This is a genomic window from Legionella norrlandica (assembly GCF_000770585.1).
GTDB lineage: Bacteria > Pseudomonadota > Gammaproteobacteria > Legionellales > Legionellaceae > Legionella > Legionella norrlandica.
In genome coordinates this window covers 41,458-58,622 of the sequence record NZ_JNCF01000016.1, presented here as the reverse complement: position 1 = coordinate 58,622, position 17,165 = coordinate 41,458, and the positions used below count along the sequence as shown (strand labels likewise).

The window sequence follows — 17,165 nt, the reverse complement described above, 5'->3', positions numbered from 1 at the left end:
GTCCTTTTGAATATGCACTTTGGGCCTTGGATAAACACATGTGGACAGCAATGATTTCGTGCATACCGCAGAATGAAGAAGGTAGAAAAGTATTCGTACAATTGGTTGCTCAATACAACAAAATCAACTCAGACAAAGTCACTTATAAGCTTAATGGAAAAACAATCACTGAAAAGCATTTTGATTTTGAAAAAACCATCATCAAAGAGCTGCAAATGCAAGTAGATTCCATAAACGCTCTCAATCCGAATTGGGATGCTATTGATAAGCAATGGAGAGAAGGTGTGGGCGGTCAACAAAAGATGCTGCCTATGCATGTTGTTTATGAGTACTGTTCTAGAGAGCCTTTTTATCCTGTGCCAAAATTTACAGCGCAGCCCAAATCATCAAAAGAATTTTATAGTTGGTTAACTGAAAACTCTGAAAATTGGTTCGCTGCTGATTCTAAGTATAAGTTAGGTTCCGATTTCGCAATACAGAAAGCCAGCGGGTGGCCGTGGCTTGTAGTTGGTCGAACGCCGGAGACCATGAGTCGTGCAAGGTGTTGGCCTATGCGAGGTCGTTCGATTTAGACGCCTTAAAGGCACTATGTAAAGCAAGAACAGAGGACTTTATCAAGCTCAGGTCGCAACTTGTAGAACAGATGACTTTGGGGAATCATCGCTATCAAGTTGGCAGCACGTTGGGATAAAAGGCCGCATAACGTAATGCCGGTATCTGGATTTTCACAACCCCTTGGTGTTTCAATTAGATTGACTGGGGTGATATCCTATTCAAATGATTCCTGTTTTTGGGTGATTTTCACTTCTTTCACGCCAAATACCATCCCAATTAGCCGGTGAAGTGTTTGCTAGCTCTTGGCAGCGTTTAATATATACTGCAGCTAGTTTATCGCCTGGGTAAGCAGGTGTTAGTGCTGCAAAAGCGTTTATGCTTTTTTCCCAACAGCCTTTTTGGTATAAAGAAAAGGCTTCTTTAAATTCTTCCTTGTGTTGCTCAAGATCTTCAAGATTTTGAGCAGTGATTAGCTCATAAATTGCTATGCTTTCCTGCTTTCCTTTTACAGCCACTTCATCTAATAAGCGAAAAGGAAATTTTCCGGATACTTGGGTGAATGTTGTATGACTAACAATAATTTGAGTATGGTAATTCTTATTAATTGATTCCAAACGGCTCGCCAAATTGACCGAATCGCCTAGAGCTGAGTAACTTAGTCTGTCTTCAGAGCCCATATTACCAACGATAGCATCCCCAGTATGGATACCAATTCTGATATTAAATTCTGGAAACTCCTGACTTCTATGTTTTTGATTTAATTTTTTAAGGCGCTCCAGCATGATTCTGGCTGTTTCACAGGCATGAAATGCATGTTTTGCATCTTTTGAAGGGGCATTCCATAAAGCCATAATGGCATCCCCAATGTATTTATCAAGTGTCCCATCGTGTTGAATCACAGTCTCAGTCATAGATTGAAAATATTCGGATAAATAAGTCATTAATTTTTGAGGCGGGGTTGATTCCGCAATGGTTGTAAAATCTTTAATATCAGAAAATAAAATAGTAATGATTTGATTATGCCCACCTACTTTGGCTATTTTCCCTGTACGCATTAGTTTTTTTACTAAGGAACTTGGAACGTAACGTTGAAAAGAAGTCAAACTTGATCGCAGAGTTGATAAGGTTTTATCCATATAGCTGATTTCTTTAATCATGGTTTTTAAAAGTGGTCTTGGCTTAAGATTCAGTAGGGTAATTTCCTTGGCTTCTTCGGTGAGTTGAATGATAGGATTTGAAATTCTTTGTGAGACGATGCGGACGAGGATTGTACCGATAAACAAAACCAAGATAGTTAACAAGATATAGCGCATGCTTAAATTTTTCAGCGGTTCTGTGACATCGTTTTCAGGAACAATGATAATAATATACCAAGGTTCCACTCCTCTTCTATTTAATACGGGTTGATAGGATAGAAAATAGTTTTTATCCTTAAAACGATAAGATTTTATTCGAGGTTGAGTCTGGAAATCATGAAAGTCTATTTTTTCCAGCGGGATATTAAGCTTTTTTATCCATTCAGGACTTAATTTTTTTCCACGGATATCTTCATGGTTTTGCGGACTGCGAAACGCAATAATGCTTGACTTATTATTAACTACAAAGATCATAGTGTTTTTTGTGACTTCCAGATTACTGATAAATTGCTGTAAACCATCGACTGTGAGGTCGAGTGCAATAACTCCTTTGAGATTTTTATTTTTATCGTATATTGGTGCTGCAGCGGTCACACCAGGCACAAGAAAGTCGCTTTTATCGAAAACATAAAATGTGTATACGTCTGTCCATATCGGTTCTCCTTCTCTTACAGCTTGCTGATACCAAGGACGAACTCTTGGATCATAGTGGCGGGTCAGTAATTTTTTTTTGACTATTTTTCCTTGTGTATCTAATTCATAGCGAATATTAACAGGGGGCTGTTTCGAATTAATCACATGAGTTAATCCTATCACTCTTTTGTTCTCTCGGTCTACCCCAATAAAATCACCATCTGACGTCCCATAATAAACCATAAATATTTCTGGATCATATCGGATAGCTTCAAAAAGGAATTTATCAAATTGTTCTGTATTTTCAGGGTTAATAATACCCCTATCAATCGTATTTTTTATTTCAATTAAATCACGATTCAAAGGGTTCAAGTAGACTAGAAATCGTTCTTTAACCAGCAAGGTAGTTTTATCAATTAAACTTTTGGCACTACTATTTAAAACTTTATTGAAAGCAAGATAATTAATGCCAATGATAGTAAATCCTACCAGACTTAATAAAAGCATGAATAAGGTAATAATGCTTACGCGTATACTAATTTTAAAGCTATTAGTCATGGTTGTTTCTTCAGGATTTCCCTTTTCCAATGAAATAAGATTAATGACTTGTTATTAAATAAGCATAGCCTTCTTTGGAGAGAAATACATAGAGTTGCCATTTTGTTAAAAATCGGATTGTAATGGGATATTATTATACAGATTTCAGTAAGATTTCATTCGCTCCAGCTTGAGAAGAGAAAGGAAACTCAAAATACTTATAAAACTTAATAGCAACATAAAAGTCTCTACGCGTTGAATCCCTATCATACTGGTCATAAAACTAAAGAAAGCAGAACAATTAAATTGACAAAATAAAGTGATAGCTAAGGCAATAGCCATTTGTTTTGGAAAGGGGCGTACAACAGCGGATGTTGCAGAAGCTACAATAAAACCTGTACCAAAATAATAAATCATCATGGGAGTTATAAAAGTCAAATAAATATTCTCAGAAGAAAATACAAATAACCACATTAGGGCAGCTGAGAAAACAAAGAAGCGCACCCCTAATTTGGTTAATTGGGTACTATGATAATATTTTACTATTAAACCGCAACAAGCAGTACCTAATAGATGCATAATGGCCATGGAGGTTTTAATGATCCCATACTGAGCACTCGTAAAATGTTCTCCTTTAATTAAAATAAAGGAAGCACTGGTGTTAAATGCGGATTCGCCAGCCATCATCAAGGCAGAAATCAATAAATAAGAAACAAAAAGAGGATGACTGAAAACAAGTATAATGCAGGGCCCTAATCTTGGAGGGCTTACCTCATATGGTTTGGTTTCTTTTAGTACTCGGCATAAGGGTAATAATAGTAAACCATAAGCGGCAATGAGGAGAGAAGCAATTTGCCAGTTCCAATAATTATTTATTACCCCCCCAAAAAAGGGAAGGAAGCAGATAAACACACCCGCTAAAGTAAATAGCCAGGCGAAGTATTTTGTAGCATTTTGTTCATTATGCGTATCATTGATCATAACTCTACCCATTAAAAGGGTAGCTCCCACACTAACACCCTGGAGAAAGCGGCATATTAAAAAGAGAATAATTGAATTATTGAAAGCAGCCCAAAAATTGCTGGCAATAAACAATAATAACCCTCCAATGAATACACGTTTTCTACCATATTGTTCAGAAACAAGACCCCATAAAATCATGCTGATTGCTTTTCCCAGAAGAAAAAGACTAATAGTTAATTGCGCTATATTAGGGCTTACTGAGAAGTAATCGGCCAGTGAGGGTAAAGCCGGAGTGAGGAAATGGATATCCATATTTCCAAGAAACCAGGTTAATAATACAATGAGAAGAGCATTTTTTTTCATAATTTAACGTTCAATAAGAGTTAGAAAAATTGGTTATTTGTCTCGTATTAGCCAGATGATATCCATATACAGAAACAGCAAAAAGGCCATAAATGGCGGCAATTACCATAAAAATTGAGGGATAAGACAGGTAACTTGCTAAAAATCCTCCCAATAGAAGACCAATGAGATTTCCCAACTTTGCAAACGAATTAGCTAATCCTAAGGCATAACCGGGTAATAAATTACGATCACTGCATAAGGCAAATAGAGCTGGCAATAATGCGGCTAATACAACTCCCCATAAAATTCGAATAAAGCTGAATAAATAAAAGTTGGTAACATTCGCTTGTGCTATCATCAAAAGAGCACCAAGCAGACTAAAGCCAATCAAATATTGGTTAACTAATGATAGATTATTTCTGTAACGATCAAATTGCCGCCCACACCACTCTGAACTTAATAACATGCCTATGGCTGGTAAGGAATACATAAAGCCAATAAGGAGTAAATTATGGGAAAGCGATTCATTTAAAAATAATGTGAAGCCTGGATCTGGTAAAAATTTGGCAATTTGAGTTAACATGATTAACAGGCAGAGAAAAATAAAAATATTTTTTGAACCAAAAGAAGGATTTGGCTGTTGTTTTTTCTTAATTCCAGTTTTGGTTGAAGACGGCAGTTTGTAGTGTATGGTTGTGGTGACGATCAAGCAGATCAAGGTGGCGAAGCCATATAATCCGCAGTAGTTGGTAAGGTGTAAAACTGCTCCTCCAATCAAACCGGCTATAGCAGTGGCTATTGCTTTGGAAGATTGTAAACGTGACAATTGAGCACTTTTATTTTGCCATTCAGCAACGCTTAAAGCATAGGTTTGCATTGCAACAATAAACCCGGCGAATGCTCCTTGCATTATTCGAATAACCAAGATCCAGAATACAGAGTTTACAAAAATCATACTTGCTTGAGTTAAAACCAAAGCCCATGATGCTCTCATCAACATGGATTTATATCCATAACGATCGGCAGCCAATCCCCAGATTGGTGCCAATAAAATATTAGCAATCATGGGGAGAATTAGGCTGAGAGTAGTATAAACCATAATAGAATGAGTTGTGATATTGACTTGATTGGAAATTAATAGCGGGAGAAATGGGTTAGTCATTTCCAACGCTAGTATCATAAAAAATTGGCTGCCTAAGATTATTTTTTGTATAGACCTATTCATTCTCTTGACTCAATGGATTATTTACAGTGAAAAACTCCAAGTTATCCTGATTTGAATTAAGTCGCATAGTCAGCAAACTTTTATGATGCCAGGGCATTGAAAATAAATATTGTTGAAATTTTTGATATATCAAAGGGTTAATGCATTTTCTCATATTCTCTAATAATTGGTTTGCGATTTGCCTCACTAAAGACCAAAGCAGTTGTGGAGGTAAATCATAGGCTGCCTGAAAACAATGAATACCAGGGGTCAGGTTACTTAGTAAATTTCCATAAATGAAAGTATTAAATAGATCATCAAGCTCATAGCATGAAATAGTTGAATCCGGATGCAGATTGGGTTTTATAATTTTGTCATAAAGAGAATTAAAGCAAACTCTAATACCCCCGAGATCTCGAATTACTAACCCAACTGGCCGATTGTATTGAAAAATAACTAATGTGTTTTGTTGCTGCGCTTCCAATGCCACTCCATAGTTTAATAATAAATGCAGTTGGCACTCGAGAACGCTCTTGCAATATTCAATAAAATATAATTCAGGCTTTATTTTGCTTGCTTCAGCAATTTCAATTAATAAAGCCAATTGACTTACCGGAGAGGTTGCAAAGAGCGCTGCCACTGGTATTAATATTTGTGAATCCTTGATCAATTGAAGTGGATTTTCACGTACAATCATGGCTAGGTGTTTTTTTTCTTGTGAAGGAATTGAAGGATGAGTGGAGTTAATTCCCGCCAAATCTCTGGCTAAAAACAGTGGTTTTTCATAGTCCCGATATTGAGCAAGTAATTGCTTAAGCCAATTGGAAAGTGGAGCGGAGTTACTGACGGATGCAGGAGATACCGTCCGTAAAGAAGAGGTAGTGTGGATTGCGGTAGCTAATTTAAAATGCGGTCCTCTATTATCAGAAGGCATCATAGTTCGGAAAGACATAGATGGCCTTGTTTTTTGAAGAGTCTGCGTCATTAATAATTGTTTTGAATTTATTAAAGTGGCAGCAAGGCTCTGTAATTTGTTGCTCCATTGCCAAGGGTGAACGGGGAGAGGAAGGTATTGTTCTGGGTCTAAGCACTGTTGCTGCATATACTCATGCCATAATTGATATTCTCTGACAAAATGTTGAGCAAATAATAAGGAGTAGCTAGTACTGTCAATTGAAGTGAATGCAATAGAACGATGAATTGCGAGCCAAGGAATGTCAACCTGCGCATTAAATTCAGGGGAATATTGAATTATCTCATCAAGATTTAATCCTTTTTTTGCCCGAAAATTGGGATGATAAGGATGGCCTACACACCCCCATTGCTCGAAAAAAGTCAAAGCTTGCTGTTTTTCGTAGTGCTCAGTTAACCATAACCATAAACTGGAATAATTTTTTGCTTCTTGCTTCAAAGATTGTTGCCAGTAATGGTAGTAGGCGAGGGCTAAAGCCTGGTTGGTGACACTTTCATCAAGTTCTTCCTTTAAGCTGACCCATCGATCCACTATGTTTAGATTGCGATTTTTCTGCTGATTTTTAAGTAAATCAAGAAAATCATGAACCTGGTTGCACGATATTTTCTTATCTATTAATCCTTCACAAAGAGCCGCATGCTGTAATCGAGCCAAACATTGCTGGTGGGCAATAGATATGAAATGTTCCATTTCTAGTGCGGATACAAACTTTTTTTCAAGTAGCAAGGTGTGTAATTGATCATTTAGTTTATAAGAATTATTTAAAACAACGGCCATGATTATTATCTTTAAAATTTAGAACTGGCCATACTATAAATGATAATGATTATCATTTGCAATAACAAAATATAATTTACTTGTTAAATTATGTGAAGGACGTAAAAGCCATGAAGATTCTGCGTCTCTAAGTATTTATTGGCTCTTCATCCAAAAATTAATGGCAATTATTCATTGGTTATTGAGTTATTGTCTAAACTAAAAATTTAATACCGCTTGTAATGCAAAATTGTTTGTTTTTATATTACGACCACTTACAAAATGGTTTAATCCTGTGGCGATGGCATTATTTCCATAGCCATAGTCTTTAGAATATTGAAATTGGATGCTAAGATAAGGTGAGGGATTAGCAGATAGACCGACACCAATTCTCTGCTCAGGTAGTCCTAGCGCTAGAGCCTGAAAGGAGTAATCATAAAAGCCAGTTATTTTAATAGGGATTTTTTTGGTATTAATATCATAACTACTTTGTACGCTGAATGCTTTTGGCAACGCTCTTTTATTGTTATAACTCAAATCTTCTATGGCAAATGGGCTAACTGCAGAAACATACGTTAGATAAGTGCTTGTTTTCTTATGTTTAACATTTAAATAAGTTGCAAATCCCGGAACTCTTGTTTTTAATGAATGAGATAAAAACCCACCAAAACCTTTATTATATTGAAATAATTGGCTGTCTGCTAAAGAGTATAAATAACTTGCTCCTACATCGACTGTTTCATTATGCAGTCCTGTATTTAGATTGTAATAAAGGGGCAGCGATGAGCTTTTTACTCGAGAGTAAGGCTCAAAAAAAGAGGCATTAGTATAAAAGGAAGAATCATAACCAAAAACAGCAGTGACTTCATTGGTTTGCCCTAAAGCCTTTGTCAAAGGTTTATAAATTAAATCGCTTTTATAACTTCCAAAGGTTAACCATTTTTTTCCGATTGAGAAAAAGGCATTGGAAGAGGGTATTTGAAACTCATCATAGAATTGCTCAAGGTATAATTGAGGAGCAACAGGGGTAGGTAAGGTATTAAAAATTAATAATCCTTTTATTTTATTCCAATCAGTAACATGCAATTCAGAACCTAGTTTGATATTGGACAATTGCTGATTCAATAAATATTTTTCGCCTTGTATTGCTGAATTGGTGGCATTAAAAAATATATGACCATCATAGGTAAATTTCTCGCTTTTAAATAAGGTATTCCCAGTATTAGCAAAAACCAATATATTACTGATAATCCCCAATACACCCGAAATAATTTTGGTTTTAATATTACTTTTTAGATACAACACTAGTTCTGTTTTTAAGTTTTAAATGAAAATGATAATCATTATCATTTAAAACTTAAAAAAATGGAACTGGTTTTATTCAAAATAATATACATTTCGAAGGAAAAAATTTATGGTTATTTATGAAGTAAGCTTAACAATTGATGCTGATGTCTATTCCCAATTTCGATTATGGTTAAGTAAGCATGTTAGAGAAATAATAGAATTTCCCGGATTTATACAAGCATGTATTTTGAGGCAAGAAAAATCGGAAGACCCTGAACAGGAAAAATTGACCGTTCAGTATCAACTAAACAGCAGAAATGATTTAGAGAAATATTTCTCTGAATTAGCACCTCGGATGCGTGAAGAGGGAATTAATATGTTTCCAAATCAATTTTCTGCTGAAAGGAAAATTTTTGAAATGCAGGAAATAATTAGGACTCACGTTTAAAGCCGTCGCTGCAAGGAGCTTAGCGACTAAGCAATCCAGTAGCTTTAATTCGTTGAAATAGCACGGTAGTAGACATATTGTATATTATTTGGTCATTTTTGGTTTGGAAAGTTCCATAGCTCGAGAGAAACCGCTCAATGGTAGCTCAAGAAAAAAGAAATTGGCTTTGATTGAAAAAACAAGCCCTTACTCGGACGATCTTTATGAAAAACTGCTGTGATTATTAGCAATTTTAAAGTCATTGGATTGCTTGGTCGCTTCATCCCTATTATCAGAATTAAACAGCGAATAATGATTCTCGCCAATTGATGGCATCGACGAATTCCCCTTATTATTTAAATATTGCATAAATAATTCACTTGTACCTACTACTGTCAGAAGATTTAAAATTTCTTCTTGATCTACCTCATCTTCTTTCTTAAAAATAGCTATATTATCAAGTAAAATTCGTAATCGATATTTCTCAGGAAATCGTTCCAGCATGCGAGCTAACTCTAAATAAACATAGTGGTCTAATTTCAAGTCTCCATTTAAGACAGCAGACTGGATTTTCATATCTAATTGAGGTAAACAGTTTTTTATATGACAAACAAGCAGATGTAACTTATTTTTTAAAACTGAATTATCGCATAACTCAGAAACTTGAATGTGTTTATACTTATCCACAGCTAGCATCAAGTCAAATTCGATATCTATTATTCGATGAAATATTTTTAAAGCGACACCATAATATTTCGGTTTAATAGGATAAATTGTTTTATTACCTAGGAGAATAGAATCTAACGAGCGAGTATGTCCATTTAAATCGGCAGCGCAATCAATAATAGCAGTATGTCTTTTTAAGTAGGAGCCCTCATCACTATAATGATCTATTAAATGCTCTTGTTTCACATCAGATACACCAAGCAAGCAAACGATTAATGATAGTTTTACTAATTCATCATCATCGAAGATTACTTTTTTATTTCTTTGATAGCTATTACACGTCAATATTTTGGATGCTAATCCATAGTTCGATAAATCATTCACAGGAAGCGTTTCAGTAACTAACTCATTACCCTCTTCTGTATTTATATGGCGAGTAAATGTTTCCTTATCAAGTCTTACTGGCGTTGTTTCAGCTGCGAAAGAATTCCCCAAAATTAGTTTTATTAAAGTAGCGCTGAGGCACTCTAAGACGATCATGTCATTTTCAGCTGCTGTGATTACAGTCTCATAGCCTCCAAGCTCACGTTTTACCAAATACATGCCTTCTTCTTTTTCTGTTTTTCCAACAAATCCCCATCTTTTTCCTCCTAATTTTGGTGCTACTGATTGAAAATCACTCAATTTTTTCCCATCAGTTAAAGGCGTGTCTTGGATTTGTTTGTTATTAATCATGTGGTTTCATAATAAATTTTGCAAGGCCTGATTGTAATATATTAATATTAAATGAATATTAAACAGCCATAAGATGTGGGGTTTGCGCAGCCAATTTGGATTACAGGAGATAGCAGGTGTTTCAGCGTTGAAAATTTAAAATTTATTCGTCAGATTATCAAGTTCTACTGCAAAGAGATTACTCTTTACAGTAGAGTTGTGGAAGATATGTCTACCTATCGTCCATCAGTTTTCCCACTTGGAAGACCTGTTATTCCTCCTGGGCAAAAAGTGACGATATAGCCCGCGGAATTAGGTTGCCCTGGCAAGTTATTAGTACAACTAAAACCACTGGTTTTATCATCAAAAGGATAGGTGTATGCCGAAGGGCATGCCTGTTTCATCCATTGCAGCATTGGCTGTACGTATTGATTCCATTGAGCATTGGTTTGTGGTTGGCTATGACCAGGTTGAGTACAACTTCCAGTATTGGAATTAGCTCCTATCGCAACGTTGTTTGTTTGATCAGGATTCCACCAATCGACGCATCCGCAACATTGAGCGATTTCTGTAGAGGAATAGGATGGATAAGGATTGTAGCAAGTATTATATCTTGGACCCGTATATCCCTTGGGTACAGCACATAACATTAAATCAGATAATACAGCTCCTGAAGGATAATACGGAGTGGTATTGGTCGGCAGTGGTTGATTGCATTTGAAGTATTCCAGAACTGCAGCAGGTACATTATTGGAGCCACATACTTGATCAGCAGACCAATATCCTAAGAAATTACCGCAAACTTGATTAAAGTTATTGTCCAGACCACACAAGGTGGTTGCAGAACAACCTGAATTTGTTGCAGTAATGGAACAAGTATTTCCACCGCCTGTTACCCAGTAGAATCCATTCCCTGGAACTGTAGCATTATTCCAATTGCATGCTCCAAACCCATTGCCAATTGTTTCTTTTCCTGGAACCCCGCAATTGTAATTATCTGCTGTAGCATAAATTGTGGTGGTTGAGTCTTGATAATAAACCGGTTGCATAGAGATTGGGATATGAAAACCATTAATGACTTCTACATCATAACTATCAGCATTATTTAAATTCATCGTGATTTCTGCTTGTGTTGCTGGTTGAGTGAAACCGATTCCAGGCGCACAAGAAGCCGTACCACCATTATTATTGCAAGCTACTTGTTGGCAACTGGATCCGCTACAATTAAGACTCGCAGAGATATTTCCACTCCATTGAATATTGGGATCAGTTCCTGGATTGACATTAATCGTTACATTATTGCTACCGCCATTGGCAGCTAATAAATAGCTTAGATTAGTTGGTGAAGGGTTAGTCCAAAAGCATTTATTTGTTTTAACGGCATCACAGCTCGCACCTGCAGGGCAGTCGGTGTCTTGATAACAAGTAGGTGAGTTATTTAATTGAGCTCCATTCAATGAAAACCATACATCAAAATTACATTCATTTTTTACAGTGACTGTTCTACTTGTTGGTAATGTGGCTACCACTGTTCCTGAGGTCTGTGCTGTTGCAGGCGTTTGTGGGGTGCCTCCAACTGAGTATGGAACTTGTGCCGTGATAGTATACGTCTTTGGTGGATTAGATGCGGCAGGTGTGGTGAATCTAGCAGTCATTTGGCAGGCGGCATTAGTTAATGTTTGAGGGAAGCAGCTACTAGAGACAGGAATTATGTTTCCTGTGCAATCACTATTTCCCTGAAGACAGGCAATGGTGCCATTGCTTGTAATATCCACTGTTCCAGAGGCTGTAAATAAAAATTGCACAGTATAATACTGGGTGTCTGGGGTTAATAATGGGGGTAAATAATTAGGAGGAACTAGGGTTCCGACTAAGGGTGATGCTGGGTTTGTTACTAGAGTGAGAGTCCTTACTGTAGTTGGGCTTCCTAAAGGGCCCGCATAAGATAATTGAGCCGCCACTTGTTGGATAGAAGGGGTACTCGCAGTGGCTGTATAGGTTCCCTCGACCAAGCAAGTTCCTCCATTAGGGGCAAGTGTCGTATTGCAATTTGTTGTAAAACTTGGCGTGCCCAATGATTGGATAACATTAACTGATAAATTAGTAGCTACTGTTTGACTTTGGTTGATGAAACTAAATTGATAGGTGGCGCTTGAGCCAAGTGTCATTCGAGAAGGCAATGAGTCTGTGACATTCCCAATGATAGGGCTTAAAGATTGTCCGGTGCTGAATGTACTAATTTGAGGTAATGGCACTCTGTCTCTGCTATACCCCGCAATAGTTAATTGCAAGGTTTTGGTTCCAATGAGCATTGGATTTAATGCAGCAACAACAGTACAGGATTCCCCAGAGAATAATAAACGTCCGCTGCATTTATCTTCAAAACTAAATTCACTAGCAGGGCTCGCTGAGTGTTCAATGATCAATGCTTTTACCAAACGCATAGGTAATTGATTAGTAAAAGTATAGGTCACAGTATAAGTTTGTCCGACACTGGTTTGAGAGGGGAATAAAGCACTAACAGTCCAACTGATGGGATCTTTCCCTGCATGGCTAAGTAATGAAAATAATATAAAAAATAAACTGATTATGGTGCGAATAAGGTATTTCATGATGATCCTTTTGTTCATGAATGAACTATCTCAAATTAAATTACCCAAACTGATAGGTAAGCGCTAATATGGCTGCGTTACTTGTTAAATTGGCCGAATATAAAGTTTCGGTACTCCAGCTATCAAGGCCACTCCCTGATCTGAATCTACCTAAATCAGAATATTCATAACCTAAGGATATGAGCCATTGAGGATTTATTTCCCAGTCTAATCCAGCCCCGAATTGATAGGCTAATACAGTGGTGGTGTGATTGGTAAAATTGGGACTAATACGCGGGGTGACGTTTGGCAATGCAATCTCATAATATTGGCTTGTCCGATTAGAACTAATACCCAAGCCACCTTGAACAAAAGGCATTAAATTTTTCCATCGGAATACATTCATCTTTGAGGTAGCCAATACTAAATCGGATACTACTTTCCATTGATAATCATAATTAGTAAATTCAGGTAAGCTGTATTGAATAATTTGTCCATTAATATGTGTCTTCAAGAAATGCGAATAGTGTATTCCCAGGGATATTGCAGGAATTGCTAGGTCAGTGTATCGATATCCAGCACCAATGCCTAATACCATAGAGGAATCGGAATTGGTGGTATAGATGTCTTTGTCAAAAGGACTGGGGAACCCACTGCCGTTATTTACAATAAACTGATCATCGATATCCCTTTCTTGAGCACCTATTTTAGCTGCTACGTACCAATGGCCTGATTTGTGATTTGGGGTTTGAATGGCGTAGTCTTTTTCCTTAAAGTATTGTTCGGTTGGCTTGGTGTATTCCCTGTAAAATGTTTGGCATTTTGTACCCCATAAACCACTTGAGATGATGAGGCAATGTCAACATAGCATAAACTGAATGAGCCAAGAAGTACGGGTTTAATAAAAAATTTTAGATGGTTCTTAAACAAGATAAAATCCATTTTATAAATCAAAGAATTGAAATGTTACTATAGTTTTTGTTGATTATTCAAGATTAGAAAAGATATTTATTTTATTGATGGAGATTTGAACTAATTGGTGGCTATGGGTGGACTCGAACCACCGACCTCAGCATTATGAGTGCCGCGCTCTAACCGGCTGAGCTACATAGCCATTATTGGAGCGTGATTTTGTCTTTTTCGAGCGTTGATGTCAAGATTGTTTGGATATTTTTATAATAATTTTTTCAATTGGATTTTATTTGATCACTTTTCCTTAAGTATTTTTTAATATAATAGAAATTATGAACTCTTGAAAGCAATGGAATTTAATTATGAAATATACAGATGTAGATGAAATTTTTATTCAGGCTTTTAAAAACCAATTTTTATCTCACTTAATGGCAGACGTTCAGAAAGATGGTCCGCAAAATCAAGCAAAAAAAGTTGTCCAGGATGCAATTTCCGACAATATTGGCAAATTATCAAGAATATTTGATGCAATGGTATTGCCTATCGAAAATAGTGAAACGTTTTTTAAAAACCTGGCTCAGGCAGGAAGCATGGAAAATTATATGCGTCCTATACTAAATGCCATTACCCCCATTTTACTCACTCCAGACAAATCAAGATTACAATCTGAGGTTATTGATGCTATTGGCAAAGACAATTATGCTCAACTAGTAGGTGGTCTTGTCAAGGATGGCCTAGTGATTCCTAAAGACGGCGATGAAGTAGGTTTTGCTCAAAAAGAGGCGGAAGTTGCTCGGTTAGTTGTAAGTTCAGTTTTGGTTAATTATTCTCAATCACTCGAAAAATATAATCTTTCTCCTGAGGAAAAATTATTGAGAGAAAAGAGTAGCGACTTATTATTTGCTAATATAAAACAACTTAAGGAAGTCGCATCAAATGCAGGGTATGCTATCCCCACCAAAATAGAGCCCACCAGGTTTTCTAATATTGATGAGCTAAATAAAGAAGCCGATAGGCTGATTCTATTATCTAAAGAGGCTCTTAACGATGAAGACAGTGACCTTGGAGGTGTTCTAAAGCAATGTATGGCATTTTATGAAAATTATAAGCAATATATGGATGCTAGCTTAAATGATTTTGGCCAGAAAGTAACGCTTCCATTACAGGCAATGGCCACCAAATTTACCCTCCAAATGCTTGAAGAACCTAAGCCTAAAATGTCTGTTAAGGAAATTAGCGACAGGGTTGAAAAGTTATTTAGTTTGGCTGATCGCTTAAGCGCATTTTTAGAAAAAAAATATCCGGATTCTTATGCTTCAGATCCAGTATATAACAGTCTTAAAACATTAAAAAATAGATTACAGGAAGCAAGGGACATTCCTGAGCTTTATCAGGGTGATGATTTAATCAGAGAACAAATGCACAATAAATATACAGATGCTTTAAATATTTTTATTGAGAAGGTTGAGGCAGATGTCATTCCCTCAGAACCACCACCATCTAAAATGAATATCTTATTGCGTATTCTGCGCGCCATCTTTACTTTATCATTTAGCTTAACCACTAAAGAAGAGAGAGAGGCTCAAAAACGGTTCGAGGATTGTTCAACTCTTCGAAATGATTTAACACAACTAAAGTCAGAACTTGAATCTCAAAGTTTGGCTCATCAAGAGAATCCTCAAAAAGATTCTACTAATAGTCAGATTGCTTTAGAACAACAATCTGAGATAAAAAAGAGTTTAGCAGATATAAGAGAAAGTACAAAATCTGAGATGGCAATAGAACGCGACAATAGTTCAACTGTCACTAACTCATTTTAGTTAGTTAGGTGAATGATTGCCATATAACAACTCATGCTGTAGGTGGGTTGGGGGGGCATGGGGAGAGTATTGTCTCTCTGATATTGAAGCTTGATTTTGTGCCATTATAATCGGAACAGTAACTAACTTTGATGCAGGGGCAGGGGTTGTGGTTCTGATGAGCAGTTCTGCCTAGGTGACTCAGCAGAACTGCTCAAACTAAATTTTCCCACACCTTTTTGGCTTTCCAATTGTGTGGGATAAAGGGATTTCTAAACCTAAACAATTAAAAGATAAAGAGCTCCTGGTCCTCTTAGTACCTGGACTAATAATTGTTGTTTTTTCTCACGAGCAACGGCTTGCAAGGATTTAAGGTCTTTAACCGGAGTTTTATTAGCAGAAATTATAATATCTCCAGGTCTTAGTCCTGCACGCCATCCGGCACTAGTTTCAGAAGCCCCCACTACTTGAACTCCTACTACATTACCATGAGGGGGAGATTCTTGTTCAAAATTACGTAAAGCTAATCCGTAAAAAAAAGGGTTGTTGGACTGTAATTTTTGTTCATGTTTTTTGATATCTGTTACCTCTACGTCTAAAGTTAGAGGTTTGTTATCTCGGAGCACTTTAATTTTTGCAGTAGAGCCAGCACGTAGTAAGCTGATTGTAGTTTTTACCTGAGTTGCTTGAGTTATTTTTGTATCATTGATTTGTATGATAACGTCACCTGCTTGCAAGCCAGCCAATTGTGCAGGAGAATTCTCATTAACTTGAGATACTAAAGCTCCTTGGAAATCCTCGGAATACCCCAGGGATTGGGCAAGTTCTGGAGTCAAATGTTGTACGAATATACCCATCAAGCCACGATGAATCGAGCCAAATTTGATAATTTGTTGTGCAACATCTTTTGCCATGTTGATAGGAATAGCGAAACCAATTCCAACATTACCACCATAAGGTGAAATAATCGCTGTATTAATACCAATCAATTCACCTTTGGCATTAACTAAAGCTCCTCCTGAATTACCAGGATTAATTGCCGCATCCGTCTGAATAAAGTTTTCAACTCCCTCGATATTCAAATCACTACGCTTTAATGCGCTGACTATTCCGAAGGTAGCAGATTGGCTGTTTCCAAAACTATTTAATCCAAATGGATTTCCAATAGCTACAACATAGTCTCCGACTTCTAGTTTGTCGGAATCGCCAATGACAAGAGATTTTAAATTTTTAGCATCAATTTTTAGAATTGCCAAATCTGTTTCGCTATCGTCCCCAATTAAACGAGCCTTTAGTCTTCTGCCATCCTGTAGAGTTACAGTGATTAAATTAGCATTACGTATAACATGGTCATTAGTGATAATAATACCATTTTTGGGATCGAGTATTACTCCAGAACCTATGCTTTCAAATTTTCTACCTTTTTCAGGGGTTCTTGATGGTTGTTTATTGTTTTGACTGTCTTCGTCATCTGAATGCCCAGAAGAAGCAACATCATTAGGCAAATATCCTTGTACTGCTATATTAACAATAGCAGGCATAGCGTTTTTTAGCATAGGGGCTAAACTGGGCATAGTAGCCGCGTCTTGCGCGGCATTAGCCATAGGAATGAAAAAGATCAGCAAAGTTGCTATAAATAATTTTATTCGTGTCATCATATTATTAAT

The 17,165-nt window shown here is 36.7% G+C and carries 12 protein-coding genes, 1 tRNA gene and 1 pseudogene; 3 read left to right on the top strand and 11 right to left on the bottom strand.

Features of this window, described 5'->3' with window-relative positions; genetic code table 11:
• Positions 1–572: pseudogene (locus tag OK13_RS05940) on the top strand (F-box protein); the annotation flags it as partial.
• Positions 573–773: 201 nt separating this feature from the next.
• On the opposite strand, the gene OK13_RS05935 reads toward OK13_RS05940, so the two are convergent.
• From OK13_RS05935 to OK13_RS05915, 5 genes are all read right to left on the bottom strand, one after another.
• A complete protein-coding gene (locus OK13_RS05935; RefSeq protein ID WP_035888805.1) occupies positions 774–2,882 on the bottom strand; it encodes an adenylate/guanylate cyclase domain-containing protein in 2,109 nt (702 codons plus the stop codon).
• A gap of 144 nt (positions 2,883–3,026) precedes the next feature.
• Entirely contained in the window at positions 3,027–4,187 is a 1,161-nt protein-coding gene (locus OK13_RS05930; protein ID WP_035888803.1) for an MFS transporter, read from the bottom strand.
• A 10-nt stretch (positions 4,188–4,197) separates the two neighbouring features.
• Positions 4,198–5,394, bottom strand: coding sequence for an MFS transporter (locus OK13_RS05925; protein WP_035888800.1), 1,197 nt, complete (start codon positions 5,392–5,394; stop codon positions 4,198–4,200).
• On the bottom strand, positions 5,387–7,123 hold the full coding sequence (locus OK13_RS05920) for an IucA/IucC family protein (protein ID WP_035888798.1): 1,737 nt from the start codon (positions 7,121–7,123) through the stop codon (positions 5,387–5,389). Before OK13_RS05920 ends, OK13_RS05925 begins: the two co-directional genes overlap by 8 nt.
• A gap of 198 nt (positions 7,124–7,321) precedes the next feature.
• Positions 7,322–8,407, bottom strand: coding sequence for an LbtU family siderophore porin (locus tag OK13_RS05915; protein ID WP_152571597.1), 1,086 nt, complete (start codon positions 8,405–8,407; stop codon positions 7,322–7,324).
• 109 nt (positions 8,408–8,516) lie between these two features.
• Between OK13_RS05915 and OK13_RS05910 the strand changes: the two genes are divergently transcribed.
• Positions 8,517–8,837: a DUF4286 family protein gene (locus OK13_RS05910; protein WP_035888795.1), complete on the top strand. Its 321-nt coding sequence runs from the start codon at positions 8,517–8,519 to the stop codon at positions 8,835–8,837.
• A gap of 201 nt (positions 8,838–9,038) precedes the next feature.
• Here the strand turns inward: OK13_RS05910 and OK13_RS05905 are convergent, their stop codons facing one another.
• The 5 genes from OK13_RS05905 to OK13_RS05885 form a co-directional block, all read right to left on the bottom strand.
• The gene (locus OK13_RS05905; RefSeq protein WP_035888792.1) at positions 9,039–10,217 is read right to left on the bottom strand and encodes a hypothetical protein; all 1,179 of its coding nucleotides are present in this window, start codon (positions 10,215–10,217) and stop codon (positions 9,039–9,041) included.
• Positions 10,218–10,432: 215 nt separating this feature from the next.
• Positions 10,433–12,808 carry a Dot/Icm T4SS effector LegT gene (legT, locus tag OK13_RS05900; protein WP_035888791.1) on the bottom strand — a complete coding sequence of 792 codons (2,376 nt, stop codon included), beginning with the start codon at positions 12,806–12,808 and terminating at the stop codon, positions 10,433–10,435.
• A 40-nt stretch (positions 12,809–12,848) separates the two neighbouring features.
• Positions 12,849–13,457, bottom strand: coding sequence for an outer membrane protein (locus OK13_RS05895; RefSeq protein ID WP_420911420.1), 609 nt, complete (start codon positions 13,455–13,457; stop codon positions 12,849–12,851).
• A 44-nt stretch (positions 13,458–13,501) separates the two neighbouring features.
• Positions 13,502–13,717 (bottom strand): hypothetical protein, encoded by a 216-nt coding sequence (locus OK13_RS15215; protein WP_241480446.1) that lies wholly within the window; start codon positions 13,715–13,717, stop codon positions 13,502–13,504.
• Between the two features lie 107 nt (positions 13,718–13,824).
• Positions 13,825–13,901: transfer RNA gene (locus OK13_RS05885), tRNA-Met, on the bottom strand.
• Between the two features lie 160 nt (positions 13,902–14,061).
• On the opposite strand from OK13_RS05885, the gene OK13_RS05880 reads away from it, so the two are divergent.
• Complete coding sequence (locus OK13_RS05880) at positions 14,062–15,519, top strand: hypothetical protein (RefSeq protein ID WP_035888786.1); 1,458 nt, start codon at positions 14,062–14,064, stop codon at positions 15,517–15,519.
• Positions 15,520–15,776: 257 nt separating this feature from the next.
• On the opposite strand, the gene OK13_RS05875 is transcribed toward OK13_RS05880, so the two are convergent.
• Complete coding sequence (locus tag OK13_RS05875; protein WP_035888784.1) at positions 15,777–17,156, bottom strand: Do family serine endopeptidase; 1,380 nt, start codon at positions 17,154–17,156, stop codon at positions 15,777–15,779.
• Positions 17,157–17,165: the final 9 nt, after the last annotated feature.

Excerpts from the sequence above, each read along its gene's own strand:
- OK13_RS05930 (WP_035888803.1), bottom strand. The coding sequence starts at position 4,187 with ATGAAAAAAAATGCTCTTCTCATTGTATTATTAACCTGGTTTCTTGGA.
- OK13_RS05925 (WP_035888800.1), bottom strand. The coding sequence starts at position 5,394 with ATGAATAGGTCTATACAAAAAATAATCTTAGGCAGCCAATTTTTTATG.
- OK13_RS05905 (WP_035888792.1), bottom strand. The coding sequence starts at position 10,217 with ATGATTAATAACAAACAAATCCAAGACACGCCTTTAACTGATGGGAAA.
- OK13_RS05880 (WP_035888786.1), top strand. The coding sequence starts at position 14,062 with ATGAAATATACAGATGTAGATGAAATTTTTATTCAGGCTTTTAAAAAC.
- OK13_RS05910 (WP_035888795.1), top strand. The coding sequence starts at position 8,517 with ATGGTTATTTATGAAGTAAGCTTAACAATTGATGCTGATGTCTATTCC.
- OK13_RS05935 (WP_035888805.1), bottom strand. The coding sequence starts at position 2,882 with ATGACTAATAGCTTTAAAATTAGTATACGCGTAAGCATTATTACCTTA.
- legT (WP_035888791.1), bottom strand. The coding sequence starts at position 12,808 with ATGAAATACCTTATTCGCACCATAATCAGTTTATTTTTTATATTATTT.
- OK13_RS05920 (WP_035888798.1), bottom strand. The coding sequence starts at position 7,123 with ATGGCCGTTGTTTTAAATAATTCTTATAAACTAAATGATCAATTACAC.
- OK13_RS05875 (WP_035888784.1), bottom strand. The coding sequence starts at position 17,156 with ATGATGACACGAATAAAATTATTTATAGCAACTTTGCTGATCTTTTTC.